The following is an 18,562-nucleotide window of genomic DNA, read 5'->3' on the forward strand; positions in this document are numbered from 1 at the left end:
GGTCCGGAAAACGACAGTGACGAGGAGACGACCGACGGCGACGGGGCGGGTGCCGGTGAAGACGGGACGACGTCGCTTCAGCAACCGACGTCGCTCGAGGTGCACGAGTGGACGCGAGAGAGGACCCGAGAAGTGGGAGTCGATCAGCGATCTCGAGACGGCAACTCCGGCTCGTACCCGATGGCGTCGACGGCGGCCTCGAGCACCGCGTCGACGTTTTCGCCGGTCTCGACGCTCATGTAGAAGTCGGCCTCGACGTCGCGTGAGCGGTCGGCCTTGTTACAGACGGTGAACACCGGCAGGTCCGCGAACTGCTCGGCGATGGCGTCGCGCAACTCGAGTTGGTCTGCGATCGGGTAGCCACACGCCTCGCTGGCGTCGACGAAGACGAGGACGCAGTCGCCCAGATGCTCGAGGGCGCTGACGGCCTGGGACTCGATCTCGTTTCGCTCCTGTGGCGGCCGGTCGAGCAGCCCCGGCGTGTCGACGATCTGGTGGCGGATGTGATCGCTGGTGAAGTGACCCAGGCCGATACCCCTCGTCGTGAACGGGTAGGAAGCCGTCTCGCCGCGGGCGTTGGTGACGGCGTTGACGAACGAGGACTTGCCGACGTTGGGGTAGCCGGCGACGACGATGGTCGGCTCCTCCGGGTTGATCTCGGGCAGGTCCCGTAGGTCGTTGCGCGAGTCGTTGATGTAGCGCAGTTCGTCGTCGACCTGCTCGACGATGTCCGCCAGGCGGGCGAACGCTTGCTTGCGGTACTTCCTGGCCGTGTCGACGTCAGTCTTGCGCAGCCTCGGCTGGTACTCCTGGTGGATCTCGCGGGTCTTTCGGCTGGCCCACATCACCTCCGAGAGGCTCTGGCGGAGGCGGTCGACGTCGACGATGGCGTCGGCCAGTTCCTCGTAGAACGGGTGGACGTCGTACTCGAAGTCAGGCCAGGAGGTGACGACGTTCTCGAGGTTGTCCGAGAGGATGTTCGCCGCCGTCTGGAGCATCGACTGCTGGGCGTCGAGTCCCTTCTGGGCCCGACCGGCCCGTGAGGCCCGGGAGAACGCCTTGTCGATCAGCTCTTCCGACGTGGGCGTGGTCGGAAGGTCTTCGAAAATCATACCCATACTAGCCCCTGGGAGCTTAAAAGGTCGTTCGATACGCGGCGGTCGCTCGCGAGCGGTGCGGTCTCGAGCGATTCGCTCTGCCGCAATCGCCGCGGGCCTCGAGTTCCGGACCGAACAGTCGGTTCCGGCGGACGATATATGCGCCTCGAGCCCCTTCCTCCCGGTATGACCGACTGGCATGCAGCCGGAATCGGCTTCCTCACGATTGTCGTTCTGAGCGTCTTCGGCGTCGTCGCCCCCGGCCTCGGCCAGCTGACCGCGGGACTCGTCGGCGGGTTCGTCGCAGGCTACCTCGCCGGCGGCGGCCTCGGCTCCGGGTTCTGGCACGGCCTGCTCGCTGGCTCGCTCGGGGGCATCATCGCCGGTGTAATCCTGGCGCTCGTCGTCGCCGTCGCGGGCTTCGCGCTCGGTCCCGTCGGCGCCGCCATCTCGAGCGCCGCTGGCGTGGGGATATTCCTCGTCGCCCTCGTCCTCGCCATCGTCATGGCGCTCGAAAGCGCCGTCGCGGGGGCACTCGGGGCCGTGCTCAATCCCTGAGGCGGCTTCCGGATCCCCACCCGGGTCGCTTCAGGCCGTCTGCAGGTAATCGACGACCGACCAGCCGACGGAGCCGTCGTTCCACTCGATGTGCCACCACTGGTAGCCGTCGCCGGTCTGTGGCCCCTGGGTGACGACACCGCGGGTTCCCCCGGGAACCGTCGAGCGAACGCCGTTGGAGACGCTCGGCCCGGAACGGACGTTCAGATCCGTCGTCGACTCGACGCGCGTCCCGTGACAGAACGTGGGGCAGGCCTCGAGCCAGGGTTCAGCACACCAGGCCCAGACGTTCTCCGCGTGGAAGTGCAGCCCCCACCAGGTGTAGCCGTCGGCGGACTCCGGCCCGTTGATGACCCGGCCGGCAGACCCCTCGGGCATCGTCGCGACGATGGTCGAGTCGGTACCGGGCTGTTCGCGGGCGTTGAGGTTGGCCGTGGTGTGGACGGCCTGGTCCATCTCGAATTTGACACCTCCGCCGCCACCACCGCCGCCGTCGCCCACGAAGTCCATCAGCCGCGATCCCGACCAGTCGGGTCCTGGACAGGCCGTCGCGTTCGAACTCGAGCAGTAACTATTGGTCGGCGCGTGGCGGTGTTCGATGATTCCGCCGCTCGCGTTGCACGGCGCCGACATCGACGTGTAGTAGTTTCTCGGGATGTCGTAGGTGTCCGCCAGGTAGTCGATGAGGGCCGCCGAGCGCTGGTACATCGTGTCCGAGATGTACCCCTGTGATTCGGTCCACTCGTGTTCGATACCGATCGCGCTCGAGTTGAAGCCGCTGGCGTGCCAGGCGACGTTCGACTCGTCGACCATCTTCGTCGTGTGGCCGTCCGAGTTGCGGATCACGTAGTGGGCGGAGACGTTCGCATCGGGGTTCTGGAACCAGCTGATCGCGCCCGAGTACGACCCGACCGTCGTATGCACGACGATCCAGTTGATGTCGTCGACACCGCGGTCTGCCCACGAGTAGTTGCTCGAGTCCGCCGCGACCCAGCGATCGACCGGTTCCTCGGCCGCGAGTGCCGACGTGCTGGTCGCTGCAAGCGATGCCGCGCCGCCGACCGAGAGGCCAGCCGCTTTCAGGAGTGTTCGCCTGTTTGCATCCATACTGTCTAGCATATAAGATAATGAAATAAATAATTTTTGTTTAGTCAGGTATAGGAATTTTGGGCACACGTCCGGTATCGAGTGCCTGCCGGGGCTTGGGGAGACGCTATCGACGCACGAGGACGCTCCCGCTGACGATCACCTACCATTATACGACGGCGCACGTACTGTCCGCCAGCGAAAACGCATGTTCGACGAGATCATGGAGAAATTCGAGGGGTCGCCGAGCCAGCAGGCGGTCATCCGCCTCCTCCTGGAACGAGGCTTCTCGGTCAACGACGAGGGCCGGGTCGTCTCGGGCGGAATCGAGATCCCCAACACGGGCATCGCTCGCGAAATCGACGTCGACCGGCGCGTCGTCGACTCGACGACGGACGTCATCCTGGAGGACCCCGAGTTGCGACGGATCTTCCAGAACATCTCGCAGGTACCGAGCCTGATGGATCTGGCGCCCGTCCTGGACCTGACGGTGCTCTCGGTCGAGGTCGCTGACGCCGAACAGGAAGGGATCGTCGCCTCGGTGACGAGGATCCTGGCCGACCACGGCATTTCGATCCGCCAGACGATTAGCGAGGATCCGGAGTTCACCGACGAACCCCGCCTCCACCTCGTTACCGACGAGGACCTGCCGGGCGAGGTCATCACCGACATCCGCGCGCTGTCGTTCGTGCGCTCGATCGAGTTGCAGTAGTCCTTCGATCCGTCGAGTTCCGGACCGCCTCGAGTCGTCGTTTCTGTGTGCCGATATTGCTATAGAAGGGATGCTTATACAATACAAAAAGTATAGTAAAGACAGGCCAGCGAATCGGAAACCGTTCGTTATTCACCGCTGCACTCGAAGCCCCACGTATGGACCGACGCAGACCGCCACAGACCGAGGAAGGCTGGTACGTGCTACACGACTTCCGGTCGGTCGACTGGGACGCCTGGCGAAACGCCCCGGAACGCCGGCGCGAGCGCGCGCTCGATGAGGGCATCGACTACCTCTCGAGTGCGACGTCCCTGACCGACGTCGACGCCGAGGAGGGTGGTTCGGCCGTCTTCTCCGTCATCGGCCACGAGGCCGATTTCATGGTGCTTCACCTCCGGCCGACGATCGCCGACCTCGACGCCCTCGAGCGCCGCTTCGAGGGGACGGCCCTGGCCGAGTTTACCGAGCACACCGACTCCTATCTCTCCGTTACGGAGGTCTCGGGCTACATGTCCGAGGAGTACTTCGAAGAGGGTGGAAAGGCGGACTCCGGCATCGCCCGCTACATCGAGTCCCGCCTCGAACCCGAGATTCCCGACGCCGAGTACGTTTCCTTTTACCCGATGGACAAGCGCCGCGACGCCGAGTGGAACTGGTACGACCTGCCGTTCGACGAACGCGCGGAGTACATGTCCGGCCACGGTGACATCGGTCGGAAGTACGCCGGTCGCGTCACCCAGATCATCTCCGGAAGCGTCGGCCTCGACGACCACGAGTGGGGCGTGACGCTGTTCGCGGACGATCCGGCCGACATCAAGGAACTGCTCTACGAGATGCGGTTCGATCCCTCGAGTTCGCGCTTCGGAGAGTTCGGCCGGTTCCGCTTCGGGCGGCGGTTCGCGCCCGAAAACCTGGGGGCACTCCTGGCGGGCGAGCGAGTGTCGCAAGAAGTAGACGACGGGCACGGGCACGGACACGGCTCGAACCACCACGGCGAGGGCGGACGCGGCCATCACGATCACGGCTCGAGCGGTCACGGCCGTGGCAAAAGTGGCGACTCGAGCGGCCACGATCACGCACACGGGAGCGACGGCGGAGACGACAGCGACGTCCGCGACGAACTCGAGGACCTCGGGGTCTACGCCGGGAAGCCCCACGGCGAGGACGTCCACGCGGTGGTGCTCTACTCCGCCGCCGACGTCGACGACCTCTTCGAGGAGGTCCAGGGCCTCCGGGCGAACTTCGATCACTACGACAGCCACGTCAAGACGGCCGTCTACGACGCCGAAGGCGACGGAGGCGACGAAGCCGCCGTCGTCAGCCTCTGGGAGACCGAACGCGCCGCGAACACGGCTGCTGGCTTCCTCGGGGACCTCCCCGACGTCGTCCGACAGGCGGGCGACGACGGCGACTCATGGGGCACGATGGGGATGTTCTACGCCGTCGAACCGGATCACCGCGGGGACTTCGTCGGAACCTTCGAGGACGTCGGCGACGCGCTCGCGGACATGGACGGCCACCGGAAGACTACCCTACTAGCGAATCTCGAGGACGAGAACGACATGTTCATCGCCAGCCGCTGGGACGCCCGCGAGGACGCGATGGCGTTCTTCCGCAGCGACGCGTTCGCCGAGACCGTCGAGTGGGGCCGCGACATCTTGACCGAACGCCCACGCCACGTGTTCCTGGCCTGATCGCCTAGATCCCCGCCTCGGGCGACTCGTCGTAAAAGAAGTAGCCGGCGACCCCCGCGAGGCCGAGCACGAGGGTCACGAAGGGCCACTTTCCGAGTTCTCTGTCCGTGAACGTCGCGTGAACCGTGACGAAAATCGTGAGTCCCACGTGCGCAGCGAGCGTCGCCGCGAGGAACGTCTGGAGGTCCATTGCTCGCAGGTTCGACCGCGAGCGGATAGGAATGGTGATTTCGACTCGATGAGCACGACGAGAGGGAAAAGTACACCACGATCCACCCTCGAGAGTCGTGTGTGAATCGCCGCGCGTTCCTCGCTTGCGCCCCCGCTGTCGCCCTCGCCGGCTGTTTCTATCGTCTCGGGCTCGCCGAGCGCGTCGTCGTCCTGGAGAAGTCGATCGAGGGGGTCGAGGTCGACATCGAGACGGGTGAGCGACGAACGGTCACGCTCCTCACCAGGCGTGACGGCCTCGAGGGACCGACCTATGAAACCGTTCACGAGGACCTCGAGGAGACGGTTGCCGACGGCGAGCCGCTGGTGCTCGGGGGCGACCTCCGCCAGGAACTCGAGTCGACGTACCCCGAGATTCGGCTCCGTGCTCGAGTCTGCGATTCTGTCCCCATCGACGAACCCGACGCCGTGAGTGGCTGTCGCTCGGTCTCAATCGTGAGCGAGGACTTCGACGAGGTTCGCGTCGGCGACGTGATCGATGTGCGCGAAAGCGACGACGGAATCGGGCTGCTCGAAGTCCATCAACGGCGCGAGGATCGGTGAGTCGAGGCAGTTTCGACTCGAGTTCTCGAACGCCCTACCGGGCTCAGTAACAGCGATCACCACCACGTGGCCGCAAGCGAGCATCGCCGAATAGGCGATGGTCGCGAGTCGGGGAAGGGCAGGCGGTCGGTCGCCAGCCCAGTAATTGCACCGCGAGCGAGGCGTCGCCGAGCGAGCGGGCTGACGAGCGACCAACGGGAGTGAGGAATGCTTTTGGTCCAGCTTTTGCCGAAGGACGACGCGCTGTGCGCCAGCTATGCTGGCGTCAGCGCGTTAGACTGCAGCGCAAAAGGTGGGTCCTAGAAGTCGTGGTCCGGATCGTCCTCGACCGCTCGCTTGAGCGACTCGCGCCGGGACTTGGCGTCGCGGGCGGTCGCCTCGAGCAGGAAGTCGTTCTTCGCGGAGACGGCCTCGCCGGCGGCCTCGAGTTCGTCGGGGCCGAGTTCGGTGGGGTCGCGTTCGACGAAGTCGACGGCGAGTTTGTCCTTCTTGCCGGAGTACTGGACGGCACCGACGGTGATGCGCTCGAAGACGGGGTTGTCGGGTTCTTCGACGACGTAGAGGTCGCTTCCCTTGAACTCCTCGGTGTCCGTGATCGAGCCGAAGTAGTCTTCGACGGTGGCTTTCATGTCGGGGATTCGGTCCTCGAGATGTTCACCGCGGCGCATCTTGTACTCCTTCATGGCAGAGTCATGTACGGGGTAGTGTTTACCTCTTTTCATCGTCGCCAGCGGCTGTGAGGTGGGAGTCCGTTGCAGGCGGCGACCGGCCTGGATCGAGTCGTTGGCTCGAGGTCGTCGAGAGGGAGGGGGTTGTGTTCGGTGCTCGAGGTTGGAACGGGCTCCAGGTCTGGAACGGGCTCCAGGTCTGGAACGGGCTCCAGGTCTGGAACTGGACCGAGACCTGGAACTAGGCCGAGACCTGGGATGGGATCGTGGTCTGGAACGGACTCGAGCACCGAGGGCGAGACCGAAATCAGGGACGTCGAGACCAAAATAAGGGACGAGACGAAGGAATCGGCCTACCGTTCGCGCTCGCCGAGGTATCCCTTGCGACACTCAGGGCAGATGTCGCCCGCGCGAAGGGAGCCGCGGTCGCCGGGAGCGACGAACGAACACTGCGGACAGAAGAACTCGGTGTTGGCGCCACCCTGTGTCGTGGCTTTGCTCGGGTCGGGTGCGGCCTGTGCGCTAGCGATACCGGTGTAAGAGTCCGATTGCTGGGGCGACGGTTCCGGTTCGGCGTCGACGAACACCGCGTCGTCGGTGACCGGTTCGTCTCGAGTGGCTTCGTTTTCGGTCACGGTCTCGTTTTCGCCTGTATTCACGTTCGTGTTCGCGCCCGCACCGACGTCCTCCTCGACGAACGTCGTCTCGAGATCGTCGGACTCGACCGACGAGTCGTCCCCGTTCCCGTCCCCGTCGGCGCCTTCCTCCTCGGGCCACGCGGTCGGTTCGGCCGCCGAACCGACCGGCGGGCCGACGTCGTCCGACTCGGGCCACTCGCCGTGTTCCCGGTCGCCGTCATCGGGATCGGGTTCGGTCAGAATTTCGGCGTCGTCGGTGATCGGGTCGCCGTTTTCGTCCGTGGGAATCTCGAGGTCGTCGTCTCCGTCTTCGTCCTCCTCCGCCGTCTCGTCCGCATCCCCGGCTACGGCTTCAGCTTCGGCTTCGACATCGACTTCAGCCGCATCACTGGGATCCCCAGCGCTCGTCGCCGCTTCCTCGGTCGATTCACCGTCCTGGAGACCGCCACTGGCTGGATCGTCGATCCCGGGAGACGGGGGCTGGTCGGATGCAGATTCGTCTGGGGAACGCGCGGCGGTATCGGGACCGAGGGCGGTCACCTCAGTGTTCTCGCTGATGACGTTCTTCTCGCCACAGCGCTGACACCGCTGGTACTCGGTCACGGTGACGACGACCTCGCTTCCCCGTTCTTCGCGCTCGCGGTCGACTTCAGTCTCGCCGAAGTCGTGCCCGAGCAGCGAACATCGAAGGGCCATTGTCAGACCGTTCCAACCCAGGCCATAAAAAACGTACTGCAAGAACCGCCGTCGAGTGGGACAACGGCAAACGTCAAATCCCAGCGTCACGAAGGGCAGACCGGATGAGAGCGAAACGGGAGTTCCGGGACCGGTCCGCGACGGAGGTCGCCGTGCTCGACGCGCTCGTCGACCGAACCGAGAACGGGATGACGGTCTTCGAGCTTCGAGCCGAGGTCGCCGTCAGCATCGACGACCTCGAGGAGGCCCTCGCGACGCTCAAGGACGACGGGCTCATCGTGATCGACAACCAGACGAGCCGGACGGTCATCAAACCGGACGAGCGCGTCGTTCCCGACGAGAACGACCTCGACGAAGAGGACTCCCTGCTCGAGCGATTGCGCGAACGGTTTTCGTTATAGGTGGCCCAGGCAGCCTCGGTGGCGGGCGTTCTCGCTTCTAACTCCTGACTCCGCCAGAACGAGGCGAAGATGCGAGGCAGCCGTCGGTTTCGATTGGCTCGAACGCCTCGCTCAGCTCGAGCAAAAACGCACCACCTAAACCCGACCGACCCCTTCACTGGCACGTGCCCGATACGCCGCCGACCGACGCCGATCCCGCGTTTCCAAGCGAACGACACGTCCTGGAGGCCGATTGCGCGCGCTGTCCTCACCTCGTCGACCACCGCGAGTGTATCTCCTGGGGGACCGGCCCGCTCGCGGCCTCGGTGCTCGTCGTCGGCGAGGCCCCCGGCCAGGGTGATCCGGAGGCCGAACGCTGGCGCGGCGGGAACTGGACCGGCATGGCTTACACCTCGCGACACTCCGGTCGACGCATTCGCGAGTTGCTCGAGGCGGTGGGCTACGGAGACGACGTCTTCTACACGAACGCGGTGAAGTGCTTTCCGGCGGACTCGAAGGATCCGACGACGAATCGCGAGCCGACCGCCGAGGAACGGTCGGCCTGCCGGGGGCACCTGCTGACCGAACTCGAGCGGGCCGATCCCGCCGTGATCCTCGCGACGGGTAGGCACGCAACGACGACGGTGCTGGCGTTCGAGGACGATTCACTCGACGGCTTTCTGGAGACGGTGCTCGAGCCCAGGTGGTGTGATCGCCTGGAGGCGTGGCTGTTGCCGATCCTGCACCCATCGTACCAGGATGTGTGGCTCGGGCGGTTGGGGTACGACCCCAAGGAGTACCGCGCGGACCTGCGGGCGCAACTCGACGCGCTGGTCGACGGCTGACCATTGCCGCGAAGCCACTGTCTAGACGCGAACTTACAACCCGAGTTCGAAGCCACTGTCTGGACGCAAAGCCGCTGCCTGGACCCGAACCCGCTGCCTGGACCCGAACCCGCTGCCTGAGCGCGAAGCCACCGCTCGGGACGCACCGACGCGACTCGAGCAGGGAAAGTCGTCGGTCGAGCCGGCCCCGCGACCGTCGCCGGTGGCAACGTTCTTTGATCAGGCCGTCCCATCGTCTCGTATGTCGACGATATTCAGCCAGATCGTCGCGGGCGACATTCCCGCGCGGGTCGTGTACGAAGACGAAACCACGTTCGCCTTCCTCGACGCCAACCCGCTCGCGCCGGGGCACACGCTGGTGATCCCGAGAGACGAGTACGAGCGGCTGAACGACGTCCCCGAGGACGTCGCCGCGGATCTGTACGCGACGATCCACCGCCTCGTACCGGCGGTCGAAGACGTCGTCGATGCCGACGCGACGACCGTAGCGTTCAACAACGGCGAGGCCGCCGGCCAGGAGGTGCCCCACGTTCACTGCCACATCGTCCCGCGATTCGACGGCGACGGTGGCGGCCCGATTCACGCCGTCGCGGGCGAGACGCCGGACCTCGAGGACGACGAACTCGACGAAATCGCGGCCGCGATCGACGAACGGGTCTGAAGCCGGAACGGCGAGACGAACCCGGGTGCTGCGTGCCGCTAGTCGTGCCAGCCTGCAACCGAAGGCCGGGAGTCTTATTTCGTTCGACCGCGAGCCTCGAGCCATGCGCGGGATCGCCGGTATCGGCGCGCGGTTTCGAGCCCATCCGGTCGCTACAGCGATCGAGCTCGGGAGTTTTCTGACCTGTTTTCTCCTGTTGTTCGCGACCGTCGCGGCCGTCGCGAGCGGACCACCGACTGGGGCCGTTACCGGCGATCGGCTGTGGCTCGTCGTGATCGCCGCCGGCGGCGTCTTCGTCCTGTTCTGGACGCTCGTCGTGCCGCTGTACGAACGACTGCTGTAAGCGCAACCGGATAACGGACGCCGACGCAGTGAGATTGCCACCACACAGCACACAATTCGCGTACCACGCCGTTTACATACCACCCGGTTCAACCACGAGGTAATGAGACGACGCACGTTTCTCACGAGTACGGCTGGCGGCACGATCGTCGGCGTGGCGGGGTGCATCCAGGATACGTCGGACGGGGACGGGGACGGGAACGGAAATGGAAACGGGGACGGCGCTAACGGAAACGGCGACGCAAACGATAGCAATGGTAATGGCAATGGCAACGGCAACGCTGACGACGACACGCTCCACGTCGCCACCTACACCTCGTTCGTCGACGCACCGAGTGACAGCCCCGGCGTCTGGATCAAAGAGGAGTTCGAACAGCGCTACGACGCCACCCTCGAGTGGCACACGCCCGAGCGCGAACTCACTCACTACGTCGAACGCTACAACGAGGGCGCCGAGATCGAACCCGAGCTCTACTACGGAGCGAGCCCCCACGACCTCGTCCGCGTCGACGAGAACACCGACGGCGACCTCTTCGTCGAAACCGACCGCTCGGTGCTCGAGAACGCAGACGACATCGGCGAGCAACACGAGTTCGATCCTCAGGGACGCGTGATCCCGACCTACCGGGCCCTCTGTGCAATCGTTTACGACGGCCGTACCGGCCTGACGCCTGAGACGTTCGAGGATTTGCTCGATCCGGCCTACGAGGGACAGATCGGCATCCCGACTCCCCAGGATACGACGGGACTTCTATTCTTGCTGTGGACGCTCAACGAGTTCGGCGAGGGCGGTGAGTACGACTACCTCGACTACTGGTCGGACCTGCTCGACAACGGTGCCCGCGTGCTCGACTCCTGGAGCGACGTCTACACCCAGTTCGAGAACGACGAACTCCCGATCATCGTCTCCTACGCGAACGACCGCGTCTACGCCAAACGCTTCGGCAACGACCTCGAGAAACACCAGGTCGCGCTGCTCGACGGGCAGTCCTACGCCAACTACTCCGGCGTCGTCCGCTTTTCGAGCGGGACGAACGACGACCTGGCCCACAAGTTCATAGATTTCGTCCTCGATCCGGAGGTCCAGGCGGTCGTCGCCGAGCGTAACGTCACCGGGCCGACCAACGAGAAGACGGAACTACCGGAGGTGTTCGAGGAGTACGCCAGAGAGCCCGAAGAGCCCGTCTTTTACGACTACGAGGAACTCAGCGGCAACCTCTCGGGGTGGCTCGACGACTGGAGTCGCATGGCCGCCGGCGGCCGCTGAGCGCGACACGAAAATCGAGATGTTCGCCTCCGTCCCGCCGTATCGCGTCCCCTCGCCGCGCACCTCGAGTGTGGCGTCAGCGCCGACCTCACTCCTCGCGCTGACTCCTGGCGTCGCGCCCGAGTTCGCCCTCGACAGCGTCGACCTTGTCGCTCGCGGTCATCTCGACCTCACGCTTGTCGTCGACCTGGACGAGCGTCTGGACGTGCGCGCGGTCGACGGCCTCGTGGGCTGCCGCACACGCCGCGAACAGTTCGTGGACGTCGTCGGCCTCGAGCGTCGTCGCCATCGGCGTCGTCTCGTAGGTGACGTTGTAGTCCTCGAGGGCGTCGATGGCGGCGGCCACGTCGGTCGTGATGTCGTCCTCGGTGATGGGCGAGACGCGGAGCAGTGCAAAGACGGTCATAGTCGGGCGTTGGCGCGAGCGGGAGTTAGTGGTGACGGTCGCCGACGTCGGGCCCGTCCTGGACGGTTCAGCGTCCAGCGTCGCTCTCGATCCTGGGCTCGAGTCCGAACGCGACCACGACCGACGGAGGCACCAACGTGACGACCGATCCCGACCGTACAAGCCCCGACGGCGGTGACGCGAGTGCGGCGATGCCGGGGAGTCCCTCCGGCGGCGGGTCGGGTCGATCCCCCACCCCCCACCGAACCGTCCGCGACCGCCTCGAACGGCGGGCGCTCGCCGCCGGCGCCGTCGTCACGATTGGGTTGCTGCTCGCGATGTTTTACTACCCCGTGGCGACGGTGTTCGTCGAATCGGTCGTCGTCGACGGCGTCCTCACGCTCGCAGTCTTCGCCGACCTGGTGACCGATCCGTTCTACTTCGGCGACTTCGCGAGACTCCTCGCCGGCGAACCCCCGTTCGAGGTCCTCTCGGACCTGCTCACGAGCGACCGTCGGCTGGGCATCGTCGGCTTCACCGCCTACCAGGCGTTCCTCTCGACGCTCCTCTCGCTCGCGCTCGGCCTGCCGATGGCCTACCTGCTCGCGCGCTACGAGTTCCGGGGACGACGCACGCTGCGCTCGCTGACGATTCTCCCCTTCGTCATGCCGTCGATCATGGTCGCCGTCGGCTTCGTCGCCACCTTCGGCCGGAGCGGCACGCTCAACGCCGTCCTCGAGCCCCTCGGGCTGGGACCGGTCTCGCTCATGTACAGTCTCGAGGCGATCCTGATAGCTCACGCCTTCTACAACGCGCCGCTGATCGCACGGGTGACGACGGCGGCCTGGGAGTCCGTCGACGCCAGCGCGTTCGAGACCGCTCGCAGCCTCGGGGCCGGGCCGTTCCGGGCCTTCCGAGACGTGGTCGCCCCGCAGCTGTACCCCGCCGCGCTGATGGGGGCAGCGCTGACGTTCGTCTTCACGTTCGGCACCTTCCCCATCGTCCTCGCACTCGGAGGCATCCGGCTGTCGACCGTCGAGGTGTTCGTCTACCAGCTCGTCCAGGACCTGAACTACGCCGAGGCCGCCGCCCTGGCGATCGTGGAGCTGCTGATCTCGCTCGGCGTACTCTACGGCTACCTCCGTTATGAGGCGAAACACACGGTTCGCTCGAGCGGAATTCGACCGCTTCCCCGGAAGTCGCTCGCACCGTCGTCGTTCTCTATGCGCGAACTCCTTCCCCGAATCGGCCTGGCCGTCTACGGCGTGATCGCCCTGTTCGTCTTCGTCGCCCCCATCGCGAGCCTGCTCGTCCGGAGTGTCACCACCCCCGGCGGCGAGTTCACTCTGGCCCACTACGGCTTCCTCCTCGAGCGCCAGGCGACCGCGGCGGCGTTCCAGGTTCGGCCCTGGCCCGCCATCCGTAATTCCCTGCTGTTCGCCGCCGCGGCACTTGCCGTCTCCCTCCCGATGGGTGTCGTCGTCTCGGTGCTGACGACGCGGCGCTACCGCGGGCGGAAACTCGTCGACGTGGTCGCCATGGCCCCGCTCGCCGTCTCCGGCATCGTCGTCGGTATCGGCCTGCTTCGTGGCCCGGTCTTCGGATTCGAGGTCTGGCACTACCGAATCACCGTCACGGGCGCGGTGGCCATCGTCGCCGCCCACGCCGTCGCCTGTTACCCGTTCGTCGTCCGCACCGTCGCGCCGGGGCTCGAGTCGATCGATCACAGCCTCCTCGAGTCCGCTCGTGCACTCGGGGCCTCCCGAACCAGAGCGTTGCTCGACGTCGAGTTGCCCCTGGTCTGGCCGGGCGTCGTCGCAGGCGCGGCGTTTGCGGTGGCGATTTCGATGGGCGAGTTCTCCGCGACGGTGATTCTCGCGACGGGTACCGACCAGTACACGATGCCGATCGCGATCGAACGATTCATCGGTCGTCGCCTCGGACCAGCGACCGCCATGGGCGTCGTCTTGCTCGTCGTCACCGCGTTCAGTTTCGTCGTCATCGACCGCCTCGGGGGTGATCGCGTTGGCCTCTGAACGGAACGGGCTCGATCGCGTACGGACAATCGACGGATCGGCCGACGACGGCGACGGTGAGGCGCCGATCGCGCTCGAACTCACGGGCGTCTCGAAAACGTACGGCGAGACGACGGCCGTCGACGACGTCTCGATCCGCGTCCGCGAGGGCGAGTTCTTCACCCTCGTCGGCCCCTCGGGCTGTGGGAAGACCACGACGCTCCGGCTCGTCGCCGGGTTCGAGGCACCAAGTACAGGGACTGTCCGGTTCCACGACGAGGACGTGACCGACGTCCCGCCCGAGGATCGCGACGTCGGCGTCGTCTTCCAGAACTACGCGCTGTTCCCACACATGACCGTCGGCGAGAACGTCGCCTACGGGCTCAACTTCGCCGACCCGCCAGGGGACGTCTCGCGCGAGGAGCGAGTACGGGAGTTGCTCGAGCTGGTCGACCTCGAGGGGATGGCCGACCGCGACCCGGACGAACTCTCGGGCGGCCAGCAACAGCGTGTGTCCATCGCCCGCGCGCTGGCGCCCGGCCCGGACGTCCTCCTGCTCGACGAGCCGATGAGCGCCCTGGACGCGCAACTCCGAGAGCGCCTTCGCGTCCAGGTGAAAGCGATCCAGCGGGAATTGGGGATTACGACGGTGTACGTCACCCACGACCAGGAGGAGGCCCTCGCCATCTCCGACCGCGTGGCCGTCATGCGCGCGGGGGCGCCCGAGCAGGTCGCCCCGCCTCGAACGATCTACCACCGCCCCCAGACGCGCTTCGTCGCCGAGTTCGTCGGGGACAACAACGTCTTCGAGGGCGAGGTGGTCGGCGTCGATGTCGACGGCTACGGCGGCGAGACGCGAGCTCGAGTCGGCGTCGCTGGAACCGAGTTCGACATCGCGGCTGACCAGAGCAACGTGGCGAACCGAGGCGAGGCGCTGACCTTCTGCGTTCGCCCCGAACACCTCGCGCTCGAGGCGCCGACGAACACGTTCGTGGGCACCGTCGAGAGTTCGGAGTTCCTCGGTGAGACGACGCGCGTTCACCTGGATTGGCAGGGCCGGGACGTCGTGTTGCGAACGCGCGAGCCGCTCTCAGGGGAGGTCCGGGTCGGGTTCGAGCCGGGTGACGCGCACGTCGTCGGTCAGTGAGCGGTGAGCCGAAAACTCACGTGAGCAGAGACAGACGGCGCCGAACGCAGCCGTACCCGATCTCCCGGATAGATTCATCACCCTCGAGTCGAAGGGACACGTATGCCAGTCGAGCGACTCTACCGGCTGAACACGGCGACGTGGACCTTCGACAACAGCGCCGCGACCCAGCTCCAGGACCCCGGCGAACCCTACGTCGGCTGGTGTCCGTGCTACCTGCTCGAGCACCCCGACGGACTCGCCCTGTTCGATACGGGCGTGAGCCACGAGATGGCGACGGCGCCGCTCGAATACGGCCCGCGAGGAGCACCCCACATGGCCGAATTCGCCGAGACGATCGACCTCTCGGCGGGGAAGCCCCCGGTCGAGCACCTCGCGGACCTCGGTTACGAACCAGAGGACGTGGACACAGTCGTCCTCTCACACCTCCACACGGATCACGCGGGGAATCTCGATTCGTTCCCCGAGGCGACGGTCGTCGTCCGGAAGGAGGAACTGCGCTACGCGTTCTGGCCCGACGGCCCCCAGCGGCTGTTCTACCTCGAGGGCGACTTTCGCCACCTCCGGGAACTCGACGCCGACGTCGTCGCGATCACGGGCGAGTACGACGTCTTCGGCGACGAATCGGCCGTCGCCTTCCCGACGCCTGGACACACGCCGGGTCACCAGTCCCTCGAAGTGGGCCTCACATCGGGGACGACGATCCTCACGGCCGACGCGGCGAACAGTCGCGCGGGCTACGAGCAGGAACTGGCGGCCTCGTTCGCGTGGTCGCTCGAGGCGTCGGTCGACTCGATCGCCGCGATCAAGGATCGCGCCCGGGTCGCCGACGCGGACGTCGTCGTCCACCACGATCCAGACGAACAGCGACGCCTGCCGGACCCGCCGAACGCACTCGAGTGAGTCGTGTCACCTGAACATACAAAATAACACATGGTTATATTTATGAGGTTGTCACACGCTACTATGGCCCATAGCGCGCGCCACCCTGTCAACTGACACCGACGAGTCGCACCCTCGGTGACACCTCGGACCGAAAAACGTCCTTCGTCGTACCGACCCCCTATATAATGACCACACCGAACACAAATCTCACTGGCACGGCCCACCTCGAGCAGATCGAGCAAACTGCCCTTCCCGCGTCCGTTTCGACCCTCCTGGAGACCTACGAGGACACCGTCGACGAACGGGACCGCTTCCTCTGGAGGTGGCTCTACTTCCTCTTTCCGGAGATTACCCTCTCGTGCGTCCGTCCCGGCGACAGCCAGCAGGTCCGAGAGAGTAAGCTACTGGCGTCGCTGTACGTCACCATCCTCGACGACCTCGCAGAACGCGACGAGGACGTACACACGTTTCGTGAGGCCGCGAAAGCGCCGTTCGACCACCAGGTGGCCGACGAGACGCGTCCGGAGGTCGACGCGGCGGCCGTCACACTCGCCCACGAGGTCTGGGCGCACGTCGCCGACGGACTCGAGTCGGCACCCCGGTACGCGGAATTTTGTGACCTGCTCCAGTTCGACCTCGATCGAACCAACACCGCCATCGAGTACACCTACCTGCTGAACCACCACCTCGAGCTGGCATCCCTCGAGGAAACCACCGTCTACGACAGTCACAACATGATGTTGTTCACCTACGCCTCTATCGATCTACTGTACTCGCCGTCGTTCGACCGTTCCGAACTCGGACAGCTGCGAGACGTGCTCAGACGTGCCCAGCAGATGACCCGTATCGGCAACTGGGTCACCACGTGGGAGCGCGAACTCGAGGAGGGAGACTGCAGTTCTGGCGTCGTCGTCTCCGCCCTGGAACGGGACATCGTTTCACGCGAGCAACTCGAGCGATTGCGTGCGGATCCTGCGACCGCCGACCGAGACGAGATCGTCGCACGGATCCAGGAGGCGAATATCGAAGACCGGTTACTCGAACGGTGGTCGGAACATTACAAGCGGGTCGAGGGGTACGCCGCTGACATCGAGAGCGTCGACGTCCGAGCGCTTCTCGAGGGGCTCGAGACTGTGCTCGCGTGCCATCTGGAAAGCCGGGGCCGAAAATGACGGGGCGGGGAAATACGAGCGTGAACGGGAACACGAACGCGAGAATAGCCGTTCGGAAACGGACACCGACTCGCCACGACCGGAGGCAGCCGACCACACGAACGCCCCGTTTCGGCGGTGATGGGACGTGACTGACCGAGAGCGAACCGATCCGGAACCCCGCCGGAATCGAGACTTCGTCCAGGAGGTGATGACTCGATCCGAGCTCCTGGAACGACTGGCCGATCAACCGCGGACGGCCCGCGAACTGGCCGACCAGCTCGAGATGGCCCGGTCGACCGTTCACCGGGCGGCCGATGCGCTCGAGGCGCACGGGCTCGTCGAGAAACCGGCCGACCGCTTCGAGAGCACCGGCCTCGGCGACGTCGTCGCCGGCGAACTTCGCACGCTTCGAACGAACCTCGAGGCCGCGCGACGGATCGAGCCGTTTCTGAACACGATCGACGATTCGGCGCCGGAGCTCCCGATCGAGCACTTCACCGACGCGACCGTGACCTGTTCGGGCCACCGGCAGGCACACGTCGGCGTCAAGCGCATCACCGATCTCATCGAAGCGACGGACTCCCTCCGAATGTTCTCGAGTATCATCTCGCCACTCTACGTCGACGTGGCCCGACGGGAGATCCTGGACGGCACGGAAATCGAGGTGATCTTCGACCAACGGATCATCGATATCATCCTCGAGCAACACGTCGAGGAGGCGATGGAGGCGTTCGAGACCGGGCGATTCGAGGTCTACGTCGCCGAAAACGTTCCGTTCGAACTCTTTCTCTTCGACGAGCGGGTGGGCCTGGCGGCACACGACGAGTCGGGCATCGCCCGTGCGTTCGTCGAGACGACCGATCCCGGGGCGCGGTCGTGGGCCGAATCGCTCTACGCGGAGTACGCGGCGGACACGGACGCGTTCCGGATGGAGTGACGGAAATCTCGATTCCGCCACGCGAGACGCTGGAATCAGCGACTGCTGGCGTCTCGAGATGGCTGTCCCTGGACGATTCGACGCCTCCTGGACGTCCTCGATTGCCGTATCAGCGTGTGCTGTTCGATCGATGCAACTTGTTCGATCAATGCAACTCGTTCGACTGATACAAAGCTGTCGAACGTTCGGAAACGTCCCGTTTATGGGATTCAGACGATTCGTTGCCGGATTATTCCATCGGGTATATACAACTCGCTGGTGTCCGTTTCGAACGATGGGGCGTCGTTCCCTTCGAACGGACGACTCACAGAGATCCACCAATGACCAGTATGGACCGTAATCTCGATACCGTGGTACGGGAAACCTCTACAGACGCGTACGAACTTCGACTCGACGACGACCGCGAAACGACAGTGTCGATCGCCGAGGCAATGGCGACGATTCAGGGCTGTTCGTCGACCGATCTGCGACCGCTCTACCACGATGTCGATCCAGCCCTGCTCGAACGCGTCGGCTCCCGGTCGAGCCGACAGTCGTTTCACTTCGTGAGCAACGGCTTCGATGTCACTGTCCGTGGCACCGGCACGGTTCGAATCGAGCACCTGGACTGATCGTTCGAGCCTT

The 18,562-nt window shown here is 65.3% G+C and carries 21 protein-coding genes; 15 read left to right on the forward strand and 6 right to left on the reverse strand.

Annotated elements, in window-relative coordinates; genetic code table 11:
- Positions 1 to 143 precede the first annotated feature (143 nt).
- Positions 144 to 1,112: an NOG1 family protein gene (locus tag NGM15_RS10500; protein WP_253430525.1), complete on the reverse strand. Its 969-nt coding sequence runs from the start codon at positions 1,110 to 1,112 to the stop codon at positions 144 to 146.
- Positions 1,113 to 1,283: 171 nt separating this feature from the next.
- On the opposite strand from NGM15_RS10500, the gene NGM15_RS10505 reads away from it, so the two are divergent.
- Entirely contained in the window at positions 1,284 to 1,655 is a 372-nt protein-coding gene (locus tag NGM15_RS10505) for a DUF5518 domain-containing protein (protein WP_253430527.1), read from the forward strand.
- A gap of 30 nt (positions 1,656 to 1,685) precedes the next feature.
- Here NGM15_RS10505 and NGM15_RS10510 read toward each other — a convergent pair whose 3' ends face one another.
- On the reverse strand, positions 1,686 to 2,762 hold the full coding sequence (locus NGM15_RS10510) for an N-acetylmuramoyl-L-alanine amidase (RefSeq protein ID WP_253430530.1): 1,077 nt from the start codon (positions 2,760 to 2,762) through the stop codon (positions 1,686 to 1,688).
- A 187-nt stretch (positions 2,763 to 2,949) separates the two neighbouring features.
- On the opposite strand from NGM15_RS10510, the gene trpY reads away from it, so the two are divergent.
- A complete protein-coding gene (gene trpY / locus NGM15_RS10515) occupies positions 2,950 to 3,453 on the forward strand; it encodes a TrpY family transcription regulator (RefSeq protein WP_253430533.1) in 504 nt (167 codons plus the stop codon).
- A 158-nt stretch (positions 3,454 to 3,611) separates the two neighbouring features.
- Positions 3,612 to 5,147 carry a heme-binding protein gene (locus tag NGM15_RS10520; protein ID WP_253430536.1) on the forward strand — a complete coding sequence of 512 codons (1,536 nt, stop codon included), beginning with the start codon at positions 3,612 to 3,614 and terminating at the stop codon, positions 5,145 to 5,147.
- A 4-nt stretch (positions 5,148 to 5,151) separates the two neighbouring features.
- Here NGM15_RS10520 and NGM15_RS10525 read toward each other — a convergent pair whose 3' ends face one another.
- Positions 5,152 to 5,337 carry a hypothetical protein gene (locus NGM15_RS10525; RefSeq protein WP_253430539.1) on the reverse strand — a complete coding sequence of 62 codons (186 nt, stop codon included), beginning with the start codon at positions 5,335 to 5,337 and terminating at the stop codon, positions 5,152 to 5,154.
- A gap of 101 nt (positions 5,338 to 5,438) precedes the next feature.
- On the opposite strand from NGM15_RS10525, the gene NGM15_RS10530 reads away from it, so the two are divergent.
- Complete coding sequence (locus NGM15_RS10530; RefSeq protein WP_253430542.1) at positions 5,439 to 5,918, forward strand: hypothetical protein; 480 nt, start codon at positions 5,439 to 5,441, stop codon at positions 5,916 to 5,918.
- A gap of 299 nt (positions 5,919 to 6,217) precedes the next feature.
- Here the strand turns inward: NGM15_RS10530 and NGM15_RS10535 are convergent, their stop codons facing one another.
- Complete coding sequence (locus NGM15_RS10535; protein ID WP_253430544.1) at positions 6,218 to 6,601, reverse strand: DUF5611 family protein; 384 nt, start codon at positions 6,599 to 6,601, stop codon at positions 6,218 to 6,220.
- Between the two features lie 338 nt (positions 6,602 to 6,939).
- Positions 6,940 to 7,920 (reverse strand): DUF7093 family protein, encoded by a 981-nt coding sequence (locus NGM15_RS10540; protein WP_253430546.1) that lies wholly within the window; start codon positions 7,918 to 7,920, stop codon positions 6,940 to 6,942.
- A 104-nt stretch (positions 7,921 to 8,024) separates the two neighbouring features.
- Between NGM15_RS10540 and NGM15_RS10545 the strand changes: the two genes are divergently transcribed.
- The 5 genes from NGM15_RS10545 (at position 8,025) to NGM15_RS10565 (ending at position 11,415) form a co-directional block, all read left to right on the forward strand.
- On the forward strand, positions 8,025 to 8,321 hold the full coding sequence (locus tag NGM15_RS10545; protein ID WP_253430548.1) for a DUF6432 family protein: 297 nt from the start codon (positions 8,025 to 8,027) through the stop codon (positions 8,319 to 8,321).
- A 164-nt stretch (positions 8,322 to 8,485) separates the two neighbouring features.
- Positions 8,486 to 9,145 (forward strand): uracil-DNA glycosylase, encoded by a 660-nt coding sequence (locus NGM15_RS10550; protein WP_253430551.1) that lies wholly within the window; start codon positions 8,486 to 8,488, stop codon positions 9,143 to 9,145.
- A gap of 241 nt (positions 9,146 to 9,386) precedes the next feature.
- Positions 9,387 to 9,806 carry an HIT family protein gene (locus NGM15_RS10555; protein WP_253430553.1) on the forward strand — a complete coding sequence of 140 codons (420 nt, stop codon included), beginning with the start codon at positions 9,387 to 9,389 and terminating at the stop codon, positions 9,804 to 9,806.
- A 103-nt stretch (positions 9,807 to 9,909) separates the two neighbouring features.
- Entirely contained in the window at positions 9,910 to 10,149 is a 240-nt protein-coding gene (locus NGM15_RS10560) for a hypothetical protein (protein WP_253430556.1), read from the forward strand.
- A gap of 102 nt (positions 10,150 to 10,251) precedes the next feature.
- Positions 10,252 to 11,415, forward strand: coding sequence for a thiamine ABC transporter substrate-binding protein (locus NGM15_RS10565; RefSeq protein ID WP_253430558.1), 1,164 nt, complete (start codon positions 10,252 to 10,254; stop codon positions 11,413 to 11,415).
- Between the two features lie 88 nt (positions 11,416 to 11,503).
- Here the strand turns inward: NGM15_RS10565 and NGM15_RS10570 are convergent, their stop codons facing one another.
- The gene (locus tag NGM15_RS10570) at positions 11,504 to 11,821 is read right to left on the reverse strand and encodes a thiamine-binding protein (RefSeq protein ID WP_253430561.1); all 318 of its coding nucleotides are present in this window, start codon (positions 11,819 to 11,821) and stop codon (positions 11,504 to 11,506) included.
- Between the two features lie 191 nt (positions 11,822 to 12,012).
- Between NGM15_RS10570 and NGM15_RS10575 the strand changes: the two genes are divergently transcribed.
- From NGM15_RS10575 to NGM15_RS10600, 6 genes are all read left to right on the forward strand, one after another.
- Positions 12,013 to 13,836 carry an ABC transporter permease gene (locus NGM15_RS10575; RefSeq protein ID WP_253438035.1) on the forward strand — a complete coding sequence of 608 codons (1,824 nt, stop codon included), beginning with the start codon at positions 12,013 to 12,015 and terminating at the stop codon, positions 13,834 to 13,836.
- Entirely contained in the window at positions 13,826 to 14,962 is a 1,137-nt protein-coding gene (locus NGM15_RS10580) for an ABC transporter ATP-binding protein (RefSeq protein ID WP_425494442.1), read from the forward strand. The genes NGM15_RS10575 and NGM15_RS10580 overlap by 11 nt, the downstream gene beginning before the upstream one ends.
- 102 nt (positions 14,963 to 15,064) lie before the next feature.
- The gene (locus tag NGM15_RS10585; RefSeq protein ID WP_253430564.1) at positions 15,065 to 15,865 is read left to right on the forward strand and encodes an N-acyl homoserine lactonase family protein; all 801 of its coding nucleotides are present in this window, start codon (positions 15,065 to 15,067) and stop codon (positions 15,863 to 15,865) included.
- 167 nt (positions 15,866 to 16,032) lie between these two features.
- Entirely contained in the window at positions 16,033 to 17,019 is a 987-nt protein-coding gene (locus tag NGM15_RS10590; protein WP_253430567.1) for a hypothetical protein, read from the forward strand.
- A gap of 127 nt (positions 17,020 to 17,146) precedes the next feature.
- Positions 17,147 to 17,938, forward strand: coding sequence for a helix-turn-helix transcriptional regulator (locus NGM15_RS10595; protein WP_253430569.1), 792 nt, complete (start codon positions 17,147 to 17,149; stop codon positions 17,936 to 17,938).
- Positions 17,939 to 18,267: 329 nt separating this feature from the next.
- Entirely contained in the window at positions 18,268 to 18,549 is a 282-nt protein-coding gene (locus NGM15_RS10600; protein ID WP_253430571.1) for a HalOD1 output domain-containing protein, read from the forward strand.
- Positions 18,550 to 18,562: the final 13 nt, after the last annotated feature.

Origin of the sequence: Natronosalvus halobius (genome assembly GCF_024138145.1) — an archaeon.
In the GTDB taxonomy this organism is placed as follows: domain Archaea; phylum Halobacteriota; class Halobacteria; order Halobacteriales; family Natrialbaceae; genus Natronosalvus; species Natronosalvus halobius.